General features: G+C 73.5%; 15 protein-coding genes, 4 tRNA genes and 1 pseudogene. 10 read left to right on the top strand and 10 right to left on the bottom strand.

Annotated features, from left to right (window positions below; genetic code table 11):
• Positions 1 to 84: 84 nt before the first annotated feature.
• Positions 85 to 1,149 carry a GNAT family N-acetyltransferase gene (locus ACIBR0_RS08090; RefSeq protein ID WP_396713407.1) on the top strand — a complete coding sequence of 355 codons (1,065 nt, stop codon included), beginning with the start codon at positions 85 to 87 and terminating at the stop codon, positions 1,147 to 1,149.
• 125 nt (positions 1,150 to 1,274) lie between these two features.
• Here ACIBR0_RS08090 and ACIBR0_RS08085 read toward each other — a convergent pair whose 3' ends face one another.
• Both ACIBR0_RS08085 and ACIBR0_RS08080 read right to left on the bottom strand, forming a co-directional pair.
• Positions 1,275 to 2,840, bottom strand: coding sequence for an aldehyde dehydrogenase family protein (locus ACIBR0_RS08085; RefSeq protein ID WP_396713405.1), 1,566 nt, complete (start codon positions 2,838 to 2,840; stop codon positions 1,275 to 1,277).
• A gap of 346 nt (positions 2,841 to 3,186) precedes the next feature.
• A complete protein-coding gene (locus ACIBR0_RS08080) occupies positions 3,187 to 3,906 on the bottom strand; it encodes an LPXTG cell wall anchor domain-containing protein (RefSeq protein ID WP_396713403.1) in 720 nt (239 codons plus the stop codon).
• Positions 3,907 to 4,295: 389 nt separating this feature from the next.
• Between ACIBR0_RS08080 and ACIBR0_RS08075 the strand changes: the two genes are divergently transcribed.
• Positions 4,296 to 7,196, top strand: coding sequence for a glycoside hydrolase family 9 protein (locus ACIBR0_RS08075; protein ID WP_396713401.1), 2,901 nt, complete (start codon positions 4,296 to 4,298; stop codon positions 7,194 to 7,196).
• Between the two features lie 98 nt (positions 7,197 to 7,294).
• Here the strand turns inward: ACIBR0_RS08075 and ACIBR0_RS08070 are convergent, their stop codons facing one another.
• The 3 genes and pseudogenes from ACIBR0_RS08070 to bioB form a co-directional block, all read right to left on the bottom strand.
• Positions 7,295 to 7,825, bottom strand: a complete 531-nt coding sequence (locus tag ACIBR0_RS08070) for a GNAT family N-acetyltransferase (protein ID WP_396713399.1) — start codon at positions 7,823 to 7,825, stop codon at positions 7,295 to 7,297.
• Positions 7,806 to 8,078 (bottom strand): annotated as a pseudogene (locus ACIBR0_RS08065) (hypothetical protein); the annotation flags it as partial. The gene ACIBR0_RS08070 and the pseudogene ACIBR0_RS08065, both read right to left, overlap by 20 nt.
• Entirely contained in the window at positions 8,000 to 8,995 is a 996-nt protein-coding gene (bioB, locus tag ACIBR0_RS08060; RefSeq protein WP_396713397.1) for a biotin synthase BioB, read from the bottom strand. The gene bioB and the pseudogene ACIBR0_RS08065, both read right to left, overlap by 79 nt.
• Before the next feature lie 157 nt (positions 8,996 to 9,152).
• On the opposite strand from bioB, the gene ACIBR0_RS08055 reads away from it, so the two are divergent.
• Positions 9,153 to 10,289 (top strand): 8-amino-7-oxononanoate synthase, encoded by a 1,137-nt coding sequence (locus ACIBR0_RS08055; RefSeq protein WP_396713396.1) that lies wholly within the window; start codon positions 9,153 to 9,155, stop codon positions 10,287 to 10,289.
• The gene (bioD, locus tag ACIBR0_RS08050; RefSeq protein ID WP_396713394.1) at positions 10,277 to 11,014 is read left to right on the top strand and encodes a dethiobiotin synthase; all 738 of its coding nucleotides are present in this window, start codon (positions 10,277 to 10,279) and stop codon (positions 11,012 to 11,014) included. The genes ACIBR0_RS08055 and bioD overlap by 13 nt, the downstream gene beginning before the upstream one ends.
• A gap of 89 nt (positions 11,015 to 11,103) precedes the next feature.
• Here bioD and ACIBR0_RS08045 read toward each other — a convergent pair whose 3' ends face one another.
• Both ACIBR0_RS08045 and ACIBR0_RS08040 read right to left on the bottom strand, forming a co-directional pair.
• A complete protein-coding gene (locus ACIBR0_RS08045) occupies positions 11,104 to 12,300 on the bottom strand; it encodes a cytochrome P450 (protein ID WP_396713392.1) in 1,197 nt (398 codons plus the stop codon).
• Between the two features lie 9 nt (positions 12,301 to 12,309).
• Entirely contained in the window at positions 12,310 to 12,978 is a 669-nt protein-coding gene (locus tag ACIBR0_RS08040) for a class I SAM-dependent methyltransferase (protein ID WP_396713390.1), read from the bottom strand.
• A 188-nt stretch (positions 12,979 to 13,166) separates the two neighbouring features.
• Between ACIBR0_RS08040 and ACIBR0_RS08035 the strand changes: the two genes are divergently transcribed.
• Both ACIBR0_RS08035 and ACIBR0_RS08030 read left to right on the top strand, forming a co-directional pair.
• Positions 13,167 to 14,015, top strand: coding sequence for a hypothetical protein (locus ACIBR0_RS08035; protein WP_396713388.1), 849 nt, complete (start codon positions 13,167 to 13,169; stop codon positions 14,013 to 14,015).
• 88 nt (positions 14,016 to 14,103) lie between these two features.
• Complete coding sequence (locus ACIBR0_RS08030) at positions 14,104 to 15,294, top strand: alkane 1-monooxygenase (RefSeq protein ID WP_396713386.1); 1,191 nt, start codon at positions 14,104 to 14,106, stop codon at positions 15,292 to 15,294.
• A gap of 18 nt (positions 15,295 to 15,312) precedes the next feature.
• On the opposite strand, the gene ACIBR0_RS08025 is transcribed toward ACIBR0_RS08030, so the two are convergent.
• Both ACIBR0_RS08025 and ACIBR0_RS08020 read right to left on the bottom strand, forming a co-directional pair.
• On the bottom strand, positions 15,313 to 15,888 hold the full coding sequence (locus tag ACIBR0_RS08025) for a TIGR03086 family metal-binding protein (protein ID WP_396713384.1): 576 nt from the start codon (positions 15,886 to 15,888) through the stop codon (positions 15,313 to 15,315).
• 50 nt (positions 15,889 to 15,938) lie between these two features.
• On the bottom strand, positions 15,939 to 16,541 hold the full coding sequence (locus ACIBR0_RS08020; protein ID WP_396713382.1) for a TetR/AcrR family transcriptional regulator: 603 nt from the start codon (positions 16,539 to 16,541) through the stop codon (positions 15,939 to 15,941).
• 278 nt (positions 16,542 to 16,819) lie between these two features.
• On the opposite strand from ACIBR0_RS08020, the gene ACIBR0_RS08015 reads away from it, so the two are divergent.
• From ACIBR0_RS08015 to ACIBR0_RS08005, 3 genes are all read left to right on the top strand, one after another.
• Positions 16,820 to 16,892: transfer RNA gene (locus tag ACIBR0_RS08015), tRNA-Gly, on the top strand.
• 34 nt (positions 16,893 to 16,926) lie between these two features.
• Positions 16,927 to 16,997: transfer RNA gene (locus ACIBR0_RS08010), tRNA-Cys, on the top strand.
• Positions 16,998 to 17,009: 12 nt separating this feature from the next.
• Positions 17,010 to 17,081: transfer RNA gene (locus ACIBR0_RS08005), tRNA-Val, on the top strand.
• A gap of 102 nt (positions 17,082 to 17,183) precedes the next feature.
• Here the strand turns inward: ACIBR0_RS08005 and ACIBR0_RS08000 are convergent.
• The gene (locus ACIBR0_RS08000) at positions 17,184 to 17,426 is read right to left on the bottom strand and encodes a DUF6458 family protein (protein ID WP_357038261.1); all 243 of its coding nucleotides are present in this window, start codon (positions 17,424 to 17,426) and stop codon (positions 17,184 to 17,186) included.
• A 189-nt stretch (positions 17,427 to 17,615) separates the two neighbouring features.
• On the opposite strand from ACIBR0_RS08000, the gene ACIBR0_RS07995 reads away from it, so the two are divergent.
• A tRNA-Gly gene (locus ACIBR0_RS07995) sits at positions 17,616 to 17,688 on the top strand.
• The last annotated feature ends 14 nt before the right edge of the window (positions 17,689 to 17,702 follow it).

The following is a 17,702-nucleotide window of genomic DNA, read 5'->3' as shown; positions in this document are numbered from 1 at the left end:
ACCGGCGGAACCGGACCCGTCACCCCGAGGCAACCGGCCGGCAACAGCCAGCGGCGAGGGTCGTACCGGGGAAGGGAGACAACCATGACGCTCTGGCGGATCCGGGCCACCGTGGACGACCGACCGGGTTACCTGTCGGTCCTCACGGCGAGCCTGGCGTTGCGTGGGGTCAACATCCTCACGGTGCAGGTGCACACGACCGAACGGGGCGCGGTCGACGATTTCCTCGTCGACGCGCCGGACACCGTCGACGAGGCCGACCTCCTCGCCGCCGTCAAGCGGGGACGAGGCCGGGACTGCTGGGTGGCGCGCAGCGAGGCGCGCGGGTTGGCGGACCAGCCCACCCGGGTGCTCGGTCTGGCCAACCGCCTGGTCCGCGACCCGGACGGGACCGGGGAGGCGCTGCGCGCCCTGCTCGGCGCGGACACCGTCACCTGGCGGCCGGCTCGGGCCGAGCAGGGCGGGATCTTCGACACCACGATGGTGCTGGCCGACCCGGGCGGGGGGTCCTACGCGCTGCGACGGGCGGCCCCCGGGTTCACCCCGGCCGAGTACGCGCGGGCGCAGGCCCTGGTGGAGCTGGCGGCCACCGTCGCGCGCCGGGCCGCCGAGCACGTCACCCTGGTGCTGCCCGACGGCGCCGAGTTGGGCGTACGGCCGGCGGTCGCCGACGACCTGGCGGGTGTGGTGGAGCTGCACGAGCGGTCCTCGACGCGGACGCGGCACCGCCGCTACCTGGGCGGTGCGACCACACCCGCGCCGGCCCGCCTGCGGCGGCTGCTGGAGCCGGCGCGCGGGCTGACCCTGCTGGCGACGGTCGCGGGCTCCGGCGGGGCGGCGGATTCGGTGGTCGCCATGGCGAACCTGCTGGCCGAGGGTGACGAGGCCGAGGTGGCGCTGCTGGTGCGCGACGACTGGCAGCGGCGTGGCCTCGGCTCGGCGCTGCTGCGTCGGCTGGTCCGGCAGGCCGACACGGCCGGGTACGCGGCCCTGGTGCTGCACGTGCAGGCCGACAACGCGCCGATGCTGCGGACGCTGCGCCGGCTGGGCCGGCCGACGACGGCCGAGCACGACGGCAGCCTGGTGACCCTCACCGTCCCGCTCGCAACGCCCCAGCCGGCGAAGGTGCAAGGAAGGGCCCCCCGTTAACGCCTGTGGTAGAGGAAGGGCCCCTTCTTAACAGCGGCTCGGTCGGGCGCTTGGTGGAGTGTTAACAGGGGCCCCCTGCTATGCGGAATGCGTTAACGGGGGGCCCTTCCTTACACCGCAGGTGGTCAGGTGGTGGGGTAGCTGCTGTAGTCGGGGAAGTTGCCGTAGAGCCGGCTGTCGCCGCCGACGGTGACCGCCTGCACCAGCAGGTCGCCACCGACGAAGGCGCCCTTCCAGGAGGCGCCCCGGCCGCCGAAGGGCTCGTCCCGGTCGCCCCGGGAGCGCGGCTTGTTGATGCCCACCTTGAACGCCTGCAGGTCGACGGCGAGCTTCGCGGCCAGGTCCTCGTCGTCGCAGGCGAGCGAGGCGACCAGCGCGCCGTTGGAGGCGTTCATGGCGGCCAGCAGCTCGTCGGTGGTGTCCACCACGACGATGGTGTCGACCGGCCCGAACGGCTCGGCGTGCATCAGCCGGGACCGGCCGGGCGGGGCCAGCAGCACCGACGGCGCCACGTACGCCGAGGTGTCCTGCCCGTCGAGGAACGGCGCGCCGTCGAGCTTCCCGCGGTGCAGCGGGATCGCGCCGCCGCGTACCGCCTCGTCGACCTTGCGGCGCAGCTCGTCGGCCTTGGCGCCGCTGATCAGCGGTCCGAAGTCCAGCTCCGGCAGCGCGTCGCCGGCGGACCAGTCGTCGCCGACGGCGAGCGGGTGTCCGAACCGGACGGAACGCACCACCGGCAGGTACATGTCGAGGAACTCGTCGACGAGGTCCCGCTGCACCACGAAGCGGGGGTACGCGGTGCAGCGCTGCTTGCCGTACTCGAAGCCCTTCTTCAGGTGCGCGGCGAGCAGCTCCCACTGGGAGAAGTTCCAGATGCCCCAGGCGTTGAGGCCCTCCTGCTCGATGAAGTGCCGCTTGTCGGTGTCCAGCAGCGCGGCGGCGACCTTCCCGCCGTTGGAGCGACCGCCGACGAAGGCCACCGCGCCGATCTCGGGAGCCCGGACCAGCACTTCGGACAGCTCCTCGCCGCTGCCGGAGACCAGGGTGGCGGGCAGCCCGGCCCGGCGCATGAGCGCGTGCGCCACGGTGAGGCAGACCGCGCCGCCCTGCGACGGGGTCTTGGCGATCACCGCGTTGCCGGCCAGGAGTTGCACCAGCTCGGCGTGCACGAGCACGCTCATCGGGTAGTTCCAGGAGGCGATGTTGCTGACGGGGCCGGGCAGCGGTTCCCGGCCGTCGGCGAGCATCCGGTCGATCTCGCCGACGTACCACCGCACGCCGTCGAGGGCGCGGTCGACGTCGGCGCAGGCCAGCCGCCACGGCTTGCCGATCTCCCAGACCAGCAGCATGGCGAGCAGGTCGCGGTGGGCGGTGAGGGCGTCCACCGCCTCGGTGACCCGGGCCTTGCGTTCGGCGAGGGGCGTCTCCGCCCAGTCCCGGTGCGCGACGGTGGCGTGTGCCACGGCGGCGCGGGCGGTCCGCGCGTCCAGGCGGGGCAGGTTGACCAGGACGGTGTTGTCGACCGGCGTGCGGACGGCACCGGGCGAGCCCACGGCCCGCCACTCGCCCTCGATCAGGTTGTGCAGGGTGGTGATGCCGTCGACCTCGGGCCCGAACGCCTCCGGGGCGGCGGCGACCGCGCGGGCGAGAGTGTCCGACCAGGCGGTTCCGTCGGCGAGTCGTAGAGCCATCGCATCCTCCTCAGGGTGGTCCGGGGAGCGGCGGCGTCGATGGCACCGCTGGTGTCGCGTACTGTCGCCTGCCGCGCGACGGGGCGGCAACAGTACGTTCGTATGTCAGGACGCCAGATCCGTGTGCGAACCGGCGTGCCACCGTCTGCGCGCGGTCCGCACCGCATCTGAGCAGGGATTATGGCGACAAACAATTGACAGTAATCGATGGTGTGACGTATCTCCGGATGACACGAGTCGGGTTACCGGTCAGTACCGCGCATCGGCTGTGACTGATCCCGGCAGGGGACGGCGAAACGGCCGCCGGGCAACTGCCCGGCGGCCGTTTCGGTGGTACGAGCGGAAATCAGCTGGTGAAGGTGATGCTGTCCCGGCGACGACGCAGCACGGTCAGCGCCACGCCACCACCGATCAGGGCGAGACCGGCCAGCGCGATGCTGGTGCCGGCGACGCCGGTGACCGGCAGGCCGCCGTCGTCCTCGCTGCCGCCACCGCCACCGGTCCCCGGCGTCGGCGTGCCGGACCCACCCGGGTTCTCCGACTCGCCCGGGTTGCCCGGCGTCGTCGGCACCGGGGTCGTGGGCGTCGGCGTGCCCGGGGTGCCGCCACCGGCGCAGGTGTGGCTCAGGTTGAACCTGTCGGCGGTGCCGCTGACCGTGGCCGTGCCGTCGACCAGCGTCCACCCGGCCGGGGTGAAGACGTAGGCGTGCTTGACCTGACCGTCCCCGCCGTTGGCCACGAAGAAGTCGGTGTACGGGTCCGAGGCGTCCGGCAGCTTCACCGTCACCGTGGTCCCCGCGGTGCTCTTGAAGGTGAGGGTCACTGCTTCGAAGTTGCCGCCCTCCTTCGTCGGAAGGACGAAGTGCCAACCGTCGTGGTCGGCGGGCAGCTTCTCGAACTGCTCGTCGTTGCAGTCCTTGGTCTCGAAGCCGGCGGCGGTGGAGCCCTTGTGGTCCGGGTGGAGCGGGGCCGTGCTGGACGCCCAGGCGGGAGTCGCGAGGGTGAGGCAGGCCGCGGCGGCGGCAGTGGAAACAGCCGCGCGCGCCACGCGCCGACGCTGTGGCATGAGGATTTCCTCCGGGGATCGATCGAGGGGACAGCACATGATCGCTGGACGGCCACCGTGCGCGACATCAGATGATCGGCTCGTACTACGGCTACCAGCGGGTTCATCGGCTGCATCGGTGGGAATTCGTCACGCTCCGCAGGCGTGTCGCCGTAACACATTCGGCCGGCGCGGCGCTGCGGGTCTCGCCCCGAGGTTTGCGGGGCCGTCCACGATGGTCGCCCTTCACAAACGGGTGACGCCCGGATTACATTGTCGCTTATCCATGGGAGCGCTCCCGGGCCCGTGGTTCACCCACCACCACCCGCCGCCGGCACGCCGGCCCCGGCGTCGCCGTCGCACGCCCCCTGGCCGGCGCGCCGGCGGCACCACCGACAGGAGCAACCGTCATGCGCCACCCGAGACGCCCCTGGCGGGCGGGGAGCGACCAGCCCTGGCCACGCCGCCTGCTCGCCGCCGGTGCGGCCCTCGCCACCGGGTTCACCCTGGCCGCCGCACCGGCACCCGCCTCCGCGGCCCGAACCGCCGCCGAGGAGGTCGCCGCCGCCGCGCCCGCCTTCAACTACGCCGAGGCGCTGCAGAAGTCCCTCTTCTTCTACGAGGCGCAGCAGTCCGGCCGGAAGCCGGCCTGGAACCGCGTCTCCTGGCGGGGCGACTCCGCCCTCACCGACGGCGCCGACGTCGGGCTCGACCTGACCGGCGGCTGGTACGACGCCGGCGACCACGTCAAGTTCGGCTTCCCGATGGCATTCAGCGCCACCATGCTCGCCTGGGGAGCGGTCGAGTACCGGGACGGCTACGTCGCCTCCGGCCAGTTGCCGCACCTGCTCAACAACCTGCGCTTCGTCAACGACTGGTTTGTCAAGGCGCACCCCGCGCCGAACGTCCTCTACGGACAGGTCGGCAAGGGCGACGACGACCACAAGTGGTGGGGCCCGGCCGAGGTGATGCCGATGGCGCGGCCCGCGTACAGGATCGATGCGAGCTGTGGCGGCGCGGACCTGGCGGGGGAGACGGCGGCCGCGATGGCCGCCTCGTCCATGGTCTTCCGGCCCACCGACGCCGCCTACGCCGACAAGCTGCTCGGGCACGCGAAGCAGCTCTACACGTTCGCCGACACGGTGCGGAAGAGCTACCACGAGTGCATCACCGACGCGACCAGCTTCTACCGCTCCTGGAGCGGATACCAGGACGAGCTGGTCTGGGGCGCCATCTGGCTGTACCGGGCCACCGGCGACGCCGGCTACCTCACCAAGGCCGAGAGCGAGTACGACAAGCTCGGCAACGAGAACCAGACCACCACCAAGTCCTACAAGTGGACGATCGCCTGGGACAACAAGCAGTACGGCGCGTACGTGCTGCTGGCCCGGCTCACCGGCAAGCAGAAGTACCTCGACGACGCCAACCGCTGGCTCGACTACTGGACCGTCGGCGTCAACGGGCAACGGGTGCCGTACTCGCCCGGCGGGATGGCCGTGCTCGACTCCTGGGGCGCGCTGCGCTACGCCGCGAACACCAGCTTCGTCGCGATGCTGCACGGTGACCACCTCACCGACGCGACCCGCAGGGCGCGGTACACCGACTTCGCGCTACGGCAGATCAACTACGCGCTCGGCGACAACCCGCGCAACTCCAGCTACGTCATCGGGTTCGGCGCCAACCCGCCGAAGAACCCGCACCACCGCACCGCCCACGGCTCCTGGTGGGACAGCCAGACGGTGCCGGAGGAGACCCGGCACGTGCTCTACGGCGCGCTGGTCGGCGGCCCGTCGTCGGCCAACGACGCCTACAGCGACAGCCGCTCCGACTACGTGATGAACGAGGTCGCCACCGACTACAACGCCGGCTTCACCTCCGCCCTCGCCGCGCTCGTCGCCAAGCACGGCGGCACCCCGCTCGCCGGCTTCCCGGTGGCCGAGACCCCGGACCGGGACGAGTTGACCGTCGAGACCACGGTGATGCAGGCCGAGCCCCGCGCCACCGGGCTCAAGGCGATCATCTACAACCGGTCCGCGTACCCGGCTCGCGCCCTGACCGACGGGCGCTTCCGCTACTACTTCCGCGCCGAGGGCACGGTCGCCCCGGTGGTCACCCCCGGCTACACCCAGGGCTGCCCGTCGCCGTCCACGGCCCGCCAGGTCTCCGGCGACCTCTGGTACGTCGAGGTCGACTGCACCGGGCACACCATCGCCCCGGCCGGCCAGTCGCAGCACCGGATGGAGGTGCAGTTCAAGATCGGCGTACCGGAGGGTGGCATCTGGGACCCGACCAACGACCCGTCGTACACCACCGCCGCCGGGCCGAACCGGAACGTGCCGCTCTACTCCGGCGGCGGTCGGGTCTGGGGAGTCGAACCCGGTGCGCCCACTCCGGACACCACCGCGCCGACCGCACCGGGCACGCCGACCGCCTCGGCGGTCACCGCCACCGGGCTGACGCTGAGCTGGCCCGCGTCGACCGACAACGTCGGCGTGACCGGCTACGAGATCACCCAGGCGCAGGTCGGCAGCGACGCGCTCGTGCTGCTCACCACGTCGACCACCAGCCTCGCGGTCACCGGGCTCACCCCGGAGCGGACGTACCAGTTCTCGGTACGGGCCCGCGACGGAGCCGGCAACCGCTCCACGGCCTCCCCGACGGTCTCGGTGACCACACCGGCCCGACCCGCGCCGGACACCACCGCGCCGACCGCGCCGGGCACCCCGACCGCCTCGGCGGTCACCGCCACCGGACTCACCCTGAGCTGGGCGGCGTCGACCGACAACGTCGGCGTCACCGGCTACCGGGTCTACCGCCGGAGCGGGTCGACCGACCTGCTGATGGGCTCGCCCACGGGCACGTCGCTCGCGGTGACCGGGCTGACCGCCTCCACGGCGTACACCTTCCACGTCGTGGCGGTCGACGCGGCCGGCAACACCTCCGCGGCGTCCGCGCCGGTCACCGTCACCACCGCGGACCCGCCGGCCGCCGGCGCCTGCCGGGTGACGTACGCGACCAGCGACTGGAACACCGGCTTCACCGCCACCATCACGATCACCAACACCGGTACGGCCACCGTCAACGGCTGGACGCTCGCCTTCGCGTTCCCGTTGTCGTCCCAGAAGGTCGGCCAGGGCTGGTCGGCCACGTACGCCCAGACCGGCACGGCGGTGACCGCGACGAGCCTGTCATACAACGGCGTGCTGGCGCCCGGAGCATCCACCGGCATCGGCTTCAACGGCACCCACACCGGGAGCAACCCGAAACCCACCACCTACACCCTCAACGGCGTTCCCTGCACCGTCGCCTGACGGCGGCGCGCGCAACTTCGGGGAAGATGCTGCCTCACGTGCCGTTCGAGGCGACAACTTCCCCGAAGTTGCGGGGGGACGTCGACCCGGGGCGCGCGTCAGTCGGCCAGTTCTTCGGCCAGGAGGTCCATCAGGACGGCGTCGTGCCAGCGGCCGTCGGCGCCGCGCTCGTAGCGGCGCAGCACCCCCACCGGGCGGAAGCCGACCTTCGCGTACGCGCGGATCGCCGCGGTGTTCGCCGCCGCCGGATCGATGGTGAACCGGTGGTGGCCGTACTCGTCGACCAGGTACCGCACGAGGGTGCGGATCGCGTCGCCGCCCAGCCCGGCACCGCGTACCACCGGGTCGAGGAAGATGTCCATGCTGGCGTGCCGGTAGTCCGGGTCGTCCTCGGCGTACCACTGGATCGCGCCGACGACGCGGCCGTCGTGCTCCACCGCGTACACGGTGAGGCCCTCGTCGTCGAGGTCGGCGCGGACGGCGGCGGCGAGGTCGTCGCCGCCGCGCCACCAGCGTCGCACCTCGGGCTGGGCGCGGATCGTCGCGAGCGCCGGCACGTCGTCGGCCGTCATCGGCCGCAGGGTCACCGCCCGTCCGCGCAGCACGGCGTCAGCCCCGGATCTCGCCATGCTCGACGCAGACCGCCGACCAGCCGACCGGCAGCACCTGCACCTTCATGCGCCGGCGGCAGTGCGCGCAGTAGCGCGGCGGCTCGAGCGTCCGCGCCGCCGCGCACCCGTCGTGCGACCCGACCGCCGCGGCATCACCGCAGCGGTCGCACCACGTGCCCGTCACCGTCGACCTCACAGCGTCGCGGAGAGCGCCTTGACCGGCATCTTCAGGTCCTCGAGCAGGTCGAGGTCCGCCGTCGCCGGCCGCCCCAGCGTGGTCAGGTAGTTGCCGACGATCACCGCGTTGATGCCACCCAGCAGGCCGTCGCGGGTGCCGAGGTCACCGAGGGTGATCTCCCGGCCGCCCGCGTACCGGAGGATGGTCCGCGGCATCGCCAGCCGGAAGGCGGCGATGGCCCGCAGCGCGTCCTTGCCCTCCACCACCGGACGGTCGCCGAGCGGGGTGCCGGGGCGAGGGTTGAGGAAGTTCAGTGGGACCTCGTGCGGGTCCAGCTCGGCGAGCTGCGTGGCGAACTCGGCCCGCTGCTCGACGGTCTCGCCGAGGCCGAGGATGCCGCCGCAGCAGACCTCCATGCCGGACTCGCGGACCATCCGCAGGGTCTCCCAGCGCTCCTCCCACGAGTGCGTGGTGACCACGTTCGGGAAGTAGGAGCGGCAGGTCTCCAGGTTGTGGTTGTAGCGGTGCACGCCCATGTCGACCAGGTCGTCGACCTGCTCCTGGGTCAGCATGCCGAGCGAGGCGGCGACCTGGATGTCGACCTCCGCCTTGATGGCGGCGACGCCGTCGCGCATCTGCTTCATCAGCCGCGCGTCCGGGCCGCGCACCGCGGCGACGATGCAGAACTCGGTCGCCCCGGTCTTGGCGGTCTGCTTCGCCGCCTCGACCAGGGACGGGATGTCCAGCCAGACCGAGCGGACCGGGGAGGTGAAGAGGCCGGACTGCGAGCAGAAGTGGCAGTCCTCCGGGCAGCCGCCGGTCTTCAGCGAGACGATGCCCTCGACCTCGACCTCGGGGCCGCACCAGCGCATCCGCACGTCGTGGGCGAGCTGGAGGGCTGCGGGCAGGTGCTCGTCGGGCAGGTTCAGCACGGCGAGGACACCGGCCTCGTCGAGGCCGACGCCGTTCTCCAGCACCTGGGTACGGGCCTGGTCGAGGATCTCTGGCATGGCTCGTACCCTACAAGGCCGCCCGGCGGGGGAAAACGGGCCGCGTGTCGGCCGGCGGGGCCGGGGTGGAAATGCCGGTCGGGTACCGGCGGGTGGTAATTTCGCCCGGCGGAAGCGGCCGGGCGGGCCGCCGGGGTGACAGCGGTGAGGGGTGACGGTGGCGGACTGGCTGGCGGCACTCGACCGCCGCGCCGAGCTGCGCGCGAAGGCGGGACTGACCCGCAGGCTGCATCCCCGGGCCGCCGGCGACGCCGTGGTCGACCTCGCCGGCAACGACTACCTCGGCCTGGCCACCCACCCCGAGGTCACCGCCGCCGCCGGTCGGGCACTCGCCGCGTACGGGCTGGGGGCCACCGGGTCGCGTCTGGTACGCGGGTCCACCGACGCCCATCACGCCCTGGAGGACGCCCTCGCCGACTGGCTCGGGGCCGAGCGGGCACTCGTCTTCTCCTCCGGTTACCTGGCCAACCTCGGCGCGGTCCGGGCCCTGGTGCAACCCCGTACGCTGCTCGTCTCCGACGCCCACAACCACGCCTCGCTCATCGACGGGTGCCGGATCTCCGGCGCGGAGACCGTGGTGACGCCGCACGCCGACGTGGCGGCGGTGGCCGCCGCGCTCGCCGCCGCCCCCGGCCGGCCCGCCGTCGTGGTCACCGAGTCGGTCTTCTCCGTCGACGGCGACCTGGCGCCGCTGGCCGACCTGCACGCGGTGGCCCGCGCGCACGGCGCCCTGCTGCTGGTCGACGACGCGCACGCCCTCGGCGTGACCGGCCCGGCCGGGGCCGGTGGCGTGGCCGCCGCCGGGTTGGCCGGTGCGCCGGACGTGGTGGTCACCGCCACCCTCTCCAAGGCGCTCGGCGGGGCGGGCGGTGTGGTCGCCGGCCCGGCCGCGTTCGTCCGGCACCTGGTCGAGACCGGGCGGACCTTCATCTTCGACACCGCGCCGCCCCCGGCGGTGGTGGCCGGCGTGCACGCCGCCGTCGAGTTGGCCCGCGTGGGCGACGACCTGCGGGCCGAGCTGGCTGACCGCGCGGCGCTGGTGGTCCGCCGGCTGCGCGCGGCCGGGCTGGACGTGTCCGCCCCCGACGCGGCGGTGGTCTCGGTGACCGCGCCCGGCCCGGAGGCGGCGACCGCCTGGGCGGCGGACTGCCGCGACCGGGGCGTCGCCGTGGGCTGCTTCCGCCCGCCGTCGACCCCCGACAGCCGTTCCCGCCTGCGCCTGACCATCGGCGCCGGGGTGCCCCGGGCGGAGTTCGAGCGGGCCCTGGAGGTCATCGTGGAGTGTCAGCCGTGAGCGACCCGTGGCGCGGGCCGGTCCTGGTGACCGGCACCGACACCGAGGTGGGCAAGACCGTGGTGACCGCGGCGATCACGGCGGCGGCGCAGGCCGCCGGGCTGCGGGTCGCGGTGGTCAAACCCGGCCAGACCGGTACGGCGACCGGCGAGCCCGGCGACGTGGACGCCGTGACCCGGTTGGCCGCCCCGCTGACCGGCCGCACCCTGGCGAGCTTCCCCGACCCGCTCGCCCCGCTGGCGGCGGCCCGGGTCGCGGAGCTGCCGCCGCTGGAGTTGTACACGGCGGTCGACGCGGTCCGCGAGGAGGTCGACAAGCACGACCTGGTGCTGGTCGAGGGTGCCGGCGGCTTGCTGGTGCCGATGGGGCTGCGGCCGTCGGGGGAGCCGTGGACGGTGGCCGACCTCGCCGTGTCGCTCGGCTGCCCGGCGGTGGTGGTGGCCCGCGCCGGCCTGGGCACGCTCAACCACACCGCACTCACCTTGGAGGCTCTGGAGCGCCGGGCCGTGCCGGCCGGGGTGGTGATCGGCGCCTGGCCGGCCGAGCCGGAGCTGGTGCACTGGACGAACGTCAGCGACCTGGTGCCGAACCTGCTCGGCGCGCTGCCGGCCGGTGCCGGCGCGATGGACCCCGGCGTGTTCCGGCGCTCCGCGCCCGGCTGGCTCACCCCGGAGCTGCACGGCGTGCTCGACGACTGGCGGGCGTGGGCCGAGGAGATCAGCTGACCACCGGACCCGTCGACCTCGGTGCGGCGGCGGGGTCGTTCGGGGACGGGTGATCCGTCGCGTCCTGTCGAGCTGAGTCGTCTACGACATCAGCTCGACAGTGCGCGAAGGGCGACCTGCGGACCGGGCCGGCGGACGACGAAGGCGTCGGGCATCCGGAAGGTGAGGTTGTCCGGGCACCATGGCGGCCGGACGACGGTCACGCCGTCCAGCAGCGGCGCGACCTCGTCGACCACGACCGCGGCCTCCATCCGGGCGAGCTGGTCGCCGACGCAGCGGTGGGCGCCGGCGCCGAACGCCAGGTGCCGGCGGGAACCGCGCTGGCCGGGGCGGAACTCGTCCGGGAGGTCCACGACGGAGGGGTCGCGCCCGGCGCGGGCCAGCCAGAGCACGACGCTGGTGCCCGCCGGCACCGCCGTCCGACCCAGCACCGTGTCCGCCGCCGCCACCCGCCGCCAGGTGACGATCGGCGGCTCCAGCCGTAGCCCCTCCTCCACGACGTCGGCGGCGGCGACCGTCCGGTCCCGCAGGCCGGCGCGGACCGCCGGCTCCCCGGCGAGCCGGTGCAGCAGCAGCGTGAGGAACTGTGAGGTGGTCTCCTGGCCGGCGACCAGCAGGAAGAACAGGGCGCCGACCACCACGTCGGGCGGGTGCCCGGCGGACCGCAGGGACGCGGCGAGGCCGCCCCCGGTCGTGGCGAACTCCCGCAACACCCCGTGGAAACGCCCGACCTCGGTGGCCAGGGCGAGCTGGCGGTCGGCGTCCAGCGGGGCCCAGAAAAGCTCCAGGGCGGCCCGCGCGAAGTCCTTGACCGCCGCCACCGGCGCGTCGGGCAGCTCGACCAGCCGGGCCAGCACCAGCAGGGGCAGGTCGGCGGCCAGTCCGGCGTGCAGGTCGACCGCCGCACCGGCGTCGAGCGCGGCGCCGATCCGGCCGACCCGCTCGCGGACCAGCGCGGTCAGCCACGGCCGCTGGGCGGCGACGCGCGTGGGGTGCAGGGCCTCGGCCACGGCGGCGCGGATGCCCGGGTGGCTGAGCCCGCCGTTGTTGGCCAGGGTCGGCGGCAGCCGGAAGCGGTGCCCGGCGAGCACCCGCAGGGCCGCCACCGGCATCGGGGTGACCGCGTCGAGGGCGTTGTCCGGGCGGTACGTGACCGGGTCGGTGAGCACCTGCCGGACCAGCGCGTGCCGGGTCACCACGAGGTGGTCGACGCCGACGTGGTCGGCGACGCGGGCCACGTCCGGCCAGGGCGTCCCCGCCGGCTCCGCCCAGGTCCGGAACAGCACGCCGACACGCTAGCCGGCCGCCCCCGGCAGGCCGGCCCGCAACTGCCACACCGTGGTGCGCTTCACCCGTACGCTCTCCAGCGTCTCCGGCACGGGCACCTCGTACACGGCCCGCTGTTCGAAGCGGTCGCGGGGCAGGAAGGCCCGGCCGGGGTCGCCGACCAGCACCGTGGCGCCCGCCCGGGCCGCCCGCAGCAGGAAACGCAGCATCCGGTTGGCCATCGCCTGGCTGTAGAAGACGTCACCGGCGAGGACCACCTCGGCGCCGCCCGCGTCGCCGTCCAGGATGTCGGCGAGGTCGGCGTCGACGCGTACGCCGTTGGCGTCGGCGTTGACCGCGACGGCCGCGACGGCCAGGGGGTCCACCTCGACGGCGCGGACGGTGGCGGCGCCGGCCCGCGCGGCGGCGATCGCCACCAGGCCGGACCCGGCGGCCAGGTCCAGCACCCGGCGGTCGGCGACCAGCTCGGGATGGTCCGTGACGTACCGCGCGAGGGCCTGCCCGCCGGCCCAGGCGAACGCCCAGAACGGCGGCGGCTGGCTGCTACGGAACTCGCCCTCGGTCAGCTCCCAGAGCCCGACGGCGTCGTCGGCCTGGTGCAGCCGCACCTCCGGGACGAAGGGCACCGGCGCGAGGCGGGCGTGCAGGCGGACGAAGGCGGTGGAGAGCTCGGACACCGGCCGATTCTCCCCCGGGTCGGTCACCCGGCGTGTCGCGGGGGAGTGGTGACCGGTTCACCACGCTGGGTGAAACCGGCCCTCGGATGTGGCGACCGGTGCGAACACGCCCGTCTACCGGGTGGTCCCGCCCGCTCCTAGCGTTGCTGAGTGGAGGCGACCGACGGGAGGGCGGAACAGTGCGGACGGTGTGGCGGTACGTGTTGCGGACCGGGGTGGTGCTGGCCTGTCTGACCGGGGTGGGCCTGGCGGCGCCCACGCCCGCGCTGGCGGCCAACACCACCGAGCTGAGTGGCCTGCCGGACGAGTTCCGGGCCGGTGAACGGGTGGAGACGGTCTCGGCGGTGGTCCGCCGGGACCGGGGCGGTTGCGTCAGGGTGCGGTGGTCGATGGTGCTGCGGGTGGAGGGTCTCCGGCTCGACCAGGTCAGGATGGACCGAATCGAGGAGACGGGCTCGTTCCCGTTGGACGTCCGCACCGACGGAGACGTGGCCCGGCTGACCGACCGGCAGTTGGATCCGGGCACGCTCTGCCCGGACCGTACGGTCACCGCGCGCTACCGGGTGTCCTTCGCCGAGGACGTCACCGAGGGTCGGGTCACCCTCGCGGCCGAGGCGTACGACGCGAACCTGCGCCTGTTGGCGAGCCAGACGGCGACCCGCTCGGTGGTCGGGCAGGGTGTGGCGGCCACGCCGACCTCGGCGGCGCCGGAGCCCACGACCGCCGAGCCGACGGAGCCGGCGGTCGAGGGGACCGAGGTCGCGCCGACGGACGAGGCGGTCGCCGAGGTGCCCCCGGCGGCCGACGTGCCACCCGCCGCGGGAGCGGGACGGCCGGTGGCCGCCTCCGGCGGGTTCGGGGTGGTGCAGGCCGCGTTCCTGCTCGGTGGGCTGCTGCTCTCGATGGGTTTCGGCCTGCTGCTGCGCCTGCGGCATCTCACCAGGACGGCCGGGGCGACCGGTACCGACGACTCCGGGGCGGACCGGCGGTGGGGCCGGCCGACGGACCGGGCGGGATGGCGTCCCGCCCGCCGCTGATCGAGACTTTACAAAAGTATGCCTCTTGTAAAATCGAGTGACGGCTGCCACAGTCGGAGGGGAGACCGCGAGAGATCGGAGGTCGGCCATGGCCGTCGACGCGACCGTCACCCCCACCGCCTGGCGGGACACCCGCCGGCCGCTCTGGCCGCTGGCCCTGCTCGTCCCGGCGCTGCCCTTCCTGGGCTGGGCCGCCTGGCGGGCCGGCGGCGGCGCCTGGGCCTGGTGGCTCACCCCGGCGTTCGTCTTCGGGCTCATCCCGGTGGTCGACCTGCTCATCGGCGACGACCGGCGCAACCCGCCGGACGAGGCGGTTCCCCGGCTGCAGGCCGACGGCTACTACCGCTGGCTCACCTACCTCTACCTGCCGGCCCAGTACGCCGCCCTGGTGGTCTGCTGCGCCGTCTGGGCCTCCGGTGACCTGACGGCGCTGGGCTCGGCCGGCCTGGTCGCCACCATCGGGGTGGTCAACGGCATCGCCATCAACACCGCCCACGAGCTGGGCCACAAGCGCGAGACGATGGAGCGCTGGCTCTCCAAGGTGGCCCTCGCCCCCACCGGGTACGGGCACTTCTACGTCGAGCACAACCGGGGGCACCACACCCGCGTCGCCACCCCGGAGGACCCCGCCAGTTCCCGCCTTGGCGAGAGCTTCTGGGCGTTCTGGCCGCGTACCGTCTGGGGGAGCCTGCGCTCGGCCTGGCGGCTGGAGACCAGCCGCTTCCGCCGCCGGAGCCGCAACCCCTGGACGTGGCGCAACGACATCCTCAACGCCTGGGCGATGACGCTGGCGCTGTACGCGTTGCTGGTCGTCGCGTTCGGCCCGGTTGTGCTGCCGTTCCTGATTCTCCAGGCCGTGGTCGGGTTCTCCCTGCTGGAGGCGGTCAACTACCTCGAGCACTACGGGCTGGCCCGGCAGCGCACCGCCGCCGGCCGCTACGAGAAGGTCGACCCCCGGCACAGCTGGAACAGCGACCGGACCGTCACCAACGTGTTCCTCTTCCAGCTCCAGCGGCACAGCGACCACCACGCCAACCCGCTGCGCCGCTACCAGACCCTGCGCAGCTTCGACTTCTCGCCGCAGCTGCCCGCCGGCTACGCGACGATGCTGGTGGCCGCGCTGGTCCCGCCGGTCTGGCGCCGGGTGATGGACCACCGCGTGCTCGCCCACTACGGCGGCGACCTGGACCGCGCCAACGTCCACCCGCCGGCCCTGCGCCGGCTGCGGGAGCGCCAGCGCCGCCGCACCATGACCACCCCCGAGCCGTACGCGGGCTGACCGCCGCCGTCGGCCGCGTCAGGGCGCCCACTCCGGGTCGCGGCCGAAGGCGGCGAGGAGGCGGTCCTGCTCGTCGGCGTCCTGCGGCACGTCCACACCCGGCGCCACCAGGTCGCTCCGCCGGTAGTCGGCGACCCGCCCGCCGAACCACCGCGCGCACTCGGCGACGGCGTCCGCGTCCAGCCGAGGGTCGGTTCCCGTCGCCACCGCCAGGTCCCACCCGTGCACGAGGTGCTCGGCGATGAGCTGGTGCAGGTACTCGTCGGCGGAGGTCGGGCCCGAGGAGAGCGCGACGGTGCCGTCCAGGGCCGCCGGGCGTGTGAAGGCCGTCTCCGCCTGCCCCGCCGCCTCGCGCGCGGCCCCGGCCGGGTCCTCGCCGAGCTGATCGCCGTCGTACCGGTCGCCGACCTCCTCGATGATCCGACCGGCGAGCAGCGCCACACTCCAGCGGTCCTCGGCGACCACGTGGTTGACGACCGTCCGGACGTCCCAGTCGGCGCACGGGGTCGGGTCCGACCACTGCCCGGGGCCCACCTGCGCCACCCGCTCGGTGAACTCGGCCAGGCTGCGGCGGTACGTCTCCAGCAGGTCCATGCCGCCGATTGTTCCGGCTGGCCCACCGCCTTCGTGGCGGTTCCCGCTGCTCAGTCCAGCTGCGCCGGATCGAGCCCCAGCTCCCGCGCGGTGACCAGGCGCACCCACTCGGAGAACTGGCGCCGCGAGATCACCCGGTCGTGCACCGCGAGCTGCACCGCGAGACCGTCCATCACCGCGCTGATCCGCCAGGCGGCGCCCTCCGGGTCCGCGCACTCGAAGGTGCCCTCGTCGACCCCGGCGGCGATCACCGCGGCCAGGTCCTGCCGCCACCGCAGGTCCAGCCGCCGGGAGACCTTCTCCAACTCGGGGGTCCGCAGCGACTCCGCCCAGCCGTCGATCCACAGGGACCAGGAGGTGGGCCGGCCGGTCGGGGTGTAGAGCTTCACGAGCCGGCGCAGCTTGGTCAGCGGCGGCGCGCTGGACTGCGTGACCGCGTCCAGCCGGGCGAGATCCTGCTCGACGGCGTACGCGAACGCCTCGGCGAGCAGCCGGTCCTTGGTGGCGAAGTGGTAGAAGACCAGGGCCTGACTCACCCCGGCGGCCTGTGCCACGTCGGCCGTCCGGGTGTTGGCCAGACCGCGCTCGACGATCACGTCACAGGCTGTGCGCAGCAGGGCATCCAGGCGGATCTCAGCCGCACGTCTCGTCACGACCGTCACCGTAACCCATCGATCCGAACACGAGGCGTTACCAACGCGGCGGATCGGGGCTCGTCTGCAGTCGGAACTCGGACACTTGTCGCAACCGTTACAAGATGGTGAAATGCGTCGATCGGCTCGGGCGTCCCGGCCCTGCCCACGCCCGTCGGTGCCGTCTCTCGGCCGGAGTGTCCGGTGTCACCGGGACGCGCCGGGCCACCCCCAAGTTGGCAACCGTCCCGCGGCTCGGCTAAAGTTCTCATCCGTCACCGGGGAACGCTCGGGGACACGCGGACGTAGCGCAGCTGGTAGCGCATCACCTTGCCAAGGTGAGGGTCGCGGGTTCGAATCCCGTCGTCCGCTCGGAGCTGCCGCCACGCATGACGGGGGCAACCTCGGTGGGGTGGCCGAGAGGCGAGGCAACGGCCTGCAAAGCCGTGTACGCGGGTTCAAATCCCGTCCCCACCTCGGTAACAACGAGGGCGATTGGCGCAGTGGGAGCGCGCTTCCTTGACACGGAAGAGGTCACTGGTTCAAACCCAGTATCGCCCACAGGTACGAGAGGCCCGTCACCGAATCGGTGACGGGCCTCTCGTCTGTCCTGCCCGGGGTCGGGCCGACCGTCCAGCTCCGTCGGCCGTCCGACCGCCCGCCTCACAGCGGCGGGGCGACGTCCCGACGCTCCTCGACCCGCCGGTACTCCACCGGCTCGGCGGTGGTGACGACCTCGCGGCGGCGACGACCCCAGATCACCGAGGTCATGATCAGGCCGAGCACGCCGGCGGCCATGAGGATCCAGCCGACCACGTCGAGGTTGATGCCGCCGACGCTGGCGTCCAGGGCGAAGGTGAGGATCGCGCCGAGCGCGATCAGGAAGATGCTGGTGCCGATACCCACGACAGCCTCCTTCTCGAAAAGGGTGTGGTGTGCTGTCGAGGATCGTCAGTACCCCGCCGCTCACCTGCGCAATCCTCCGGCCCGCCGGTCGCCGGGTCGCCGCACCGCCTCGGGGGAGTGGGGCCGGCGCGTCGCGCGATCTTGCCGTCGGGTACAGTTCTCCCTGTCACCGACGCACGTCGGCGACACGCGGACGTAGCGCAGCTGGTAGCGCATCACCTTGCCAAGGTGAGGGTCGCGGGTTCGAATCCCGTCGTCCGCTCGCGATCCGCCCCG

Source organism: Micromonospora sp. NPDC049497 (genome assembly GCF_044465805.1).
Lineage (GTDB): Bacteria > Actinomycetota > Actinomycetes > Mycobacteriales > Micromonosporaceae > Micromonospora.
This window is presented reverse-complemented; position numbering and strand designations above follow the sequence as displayed.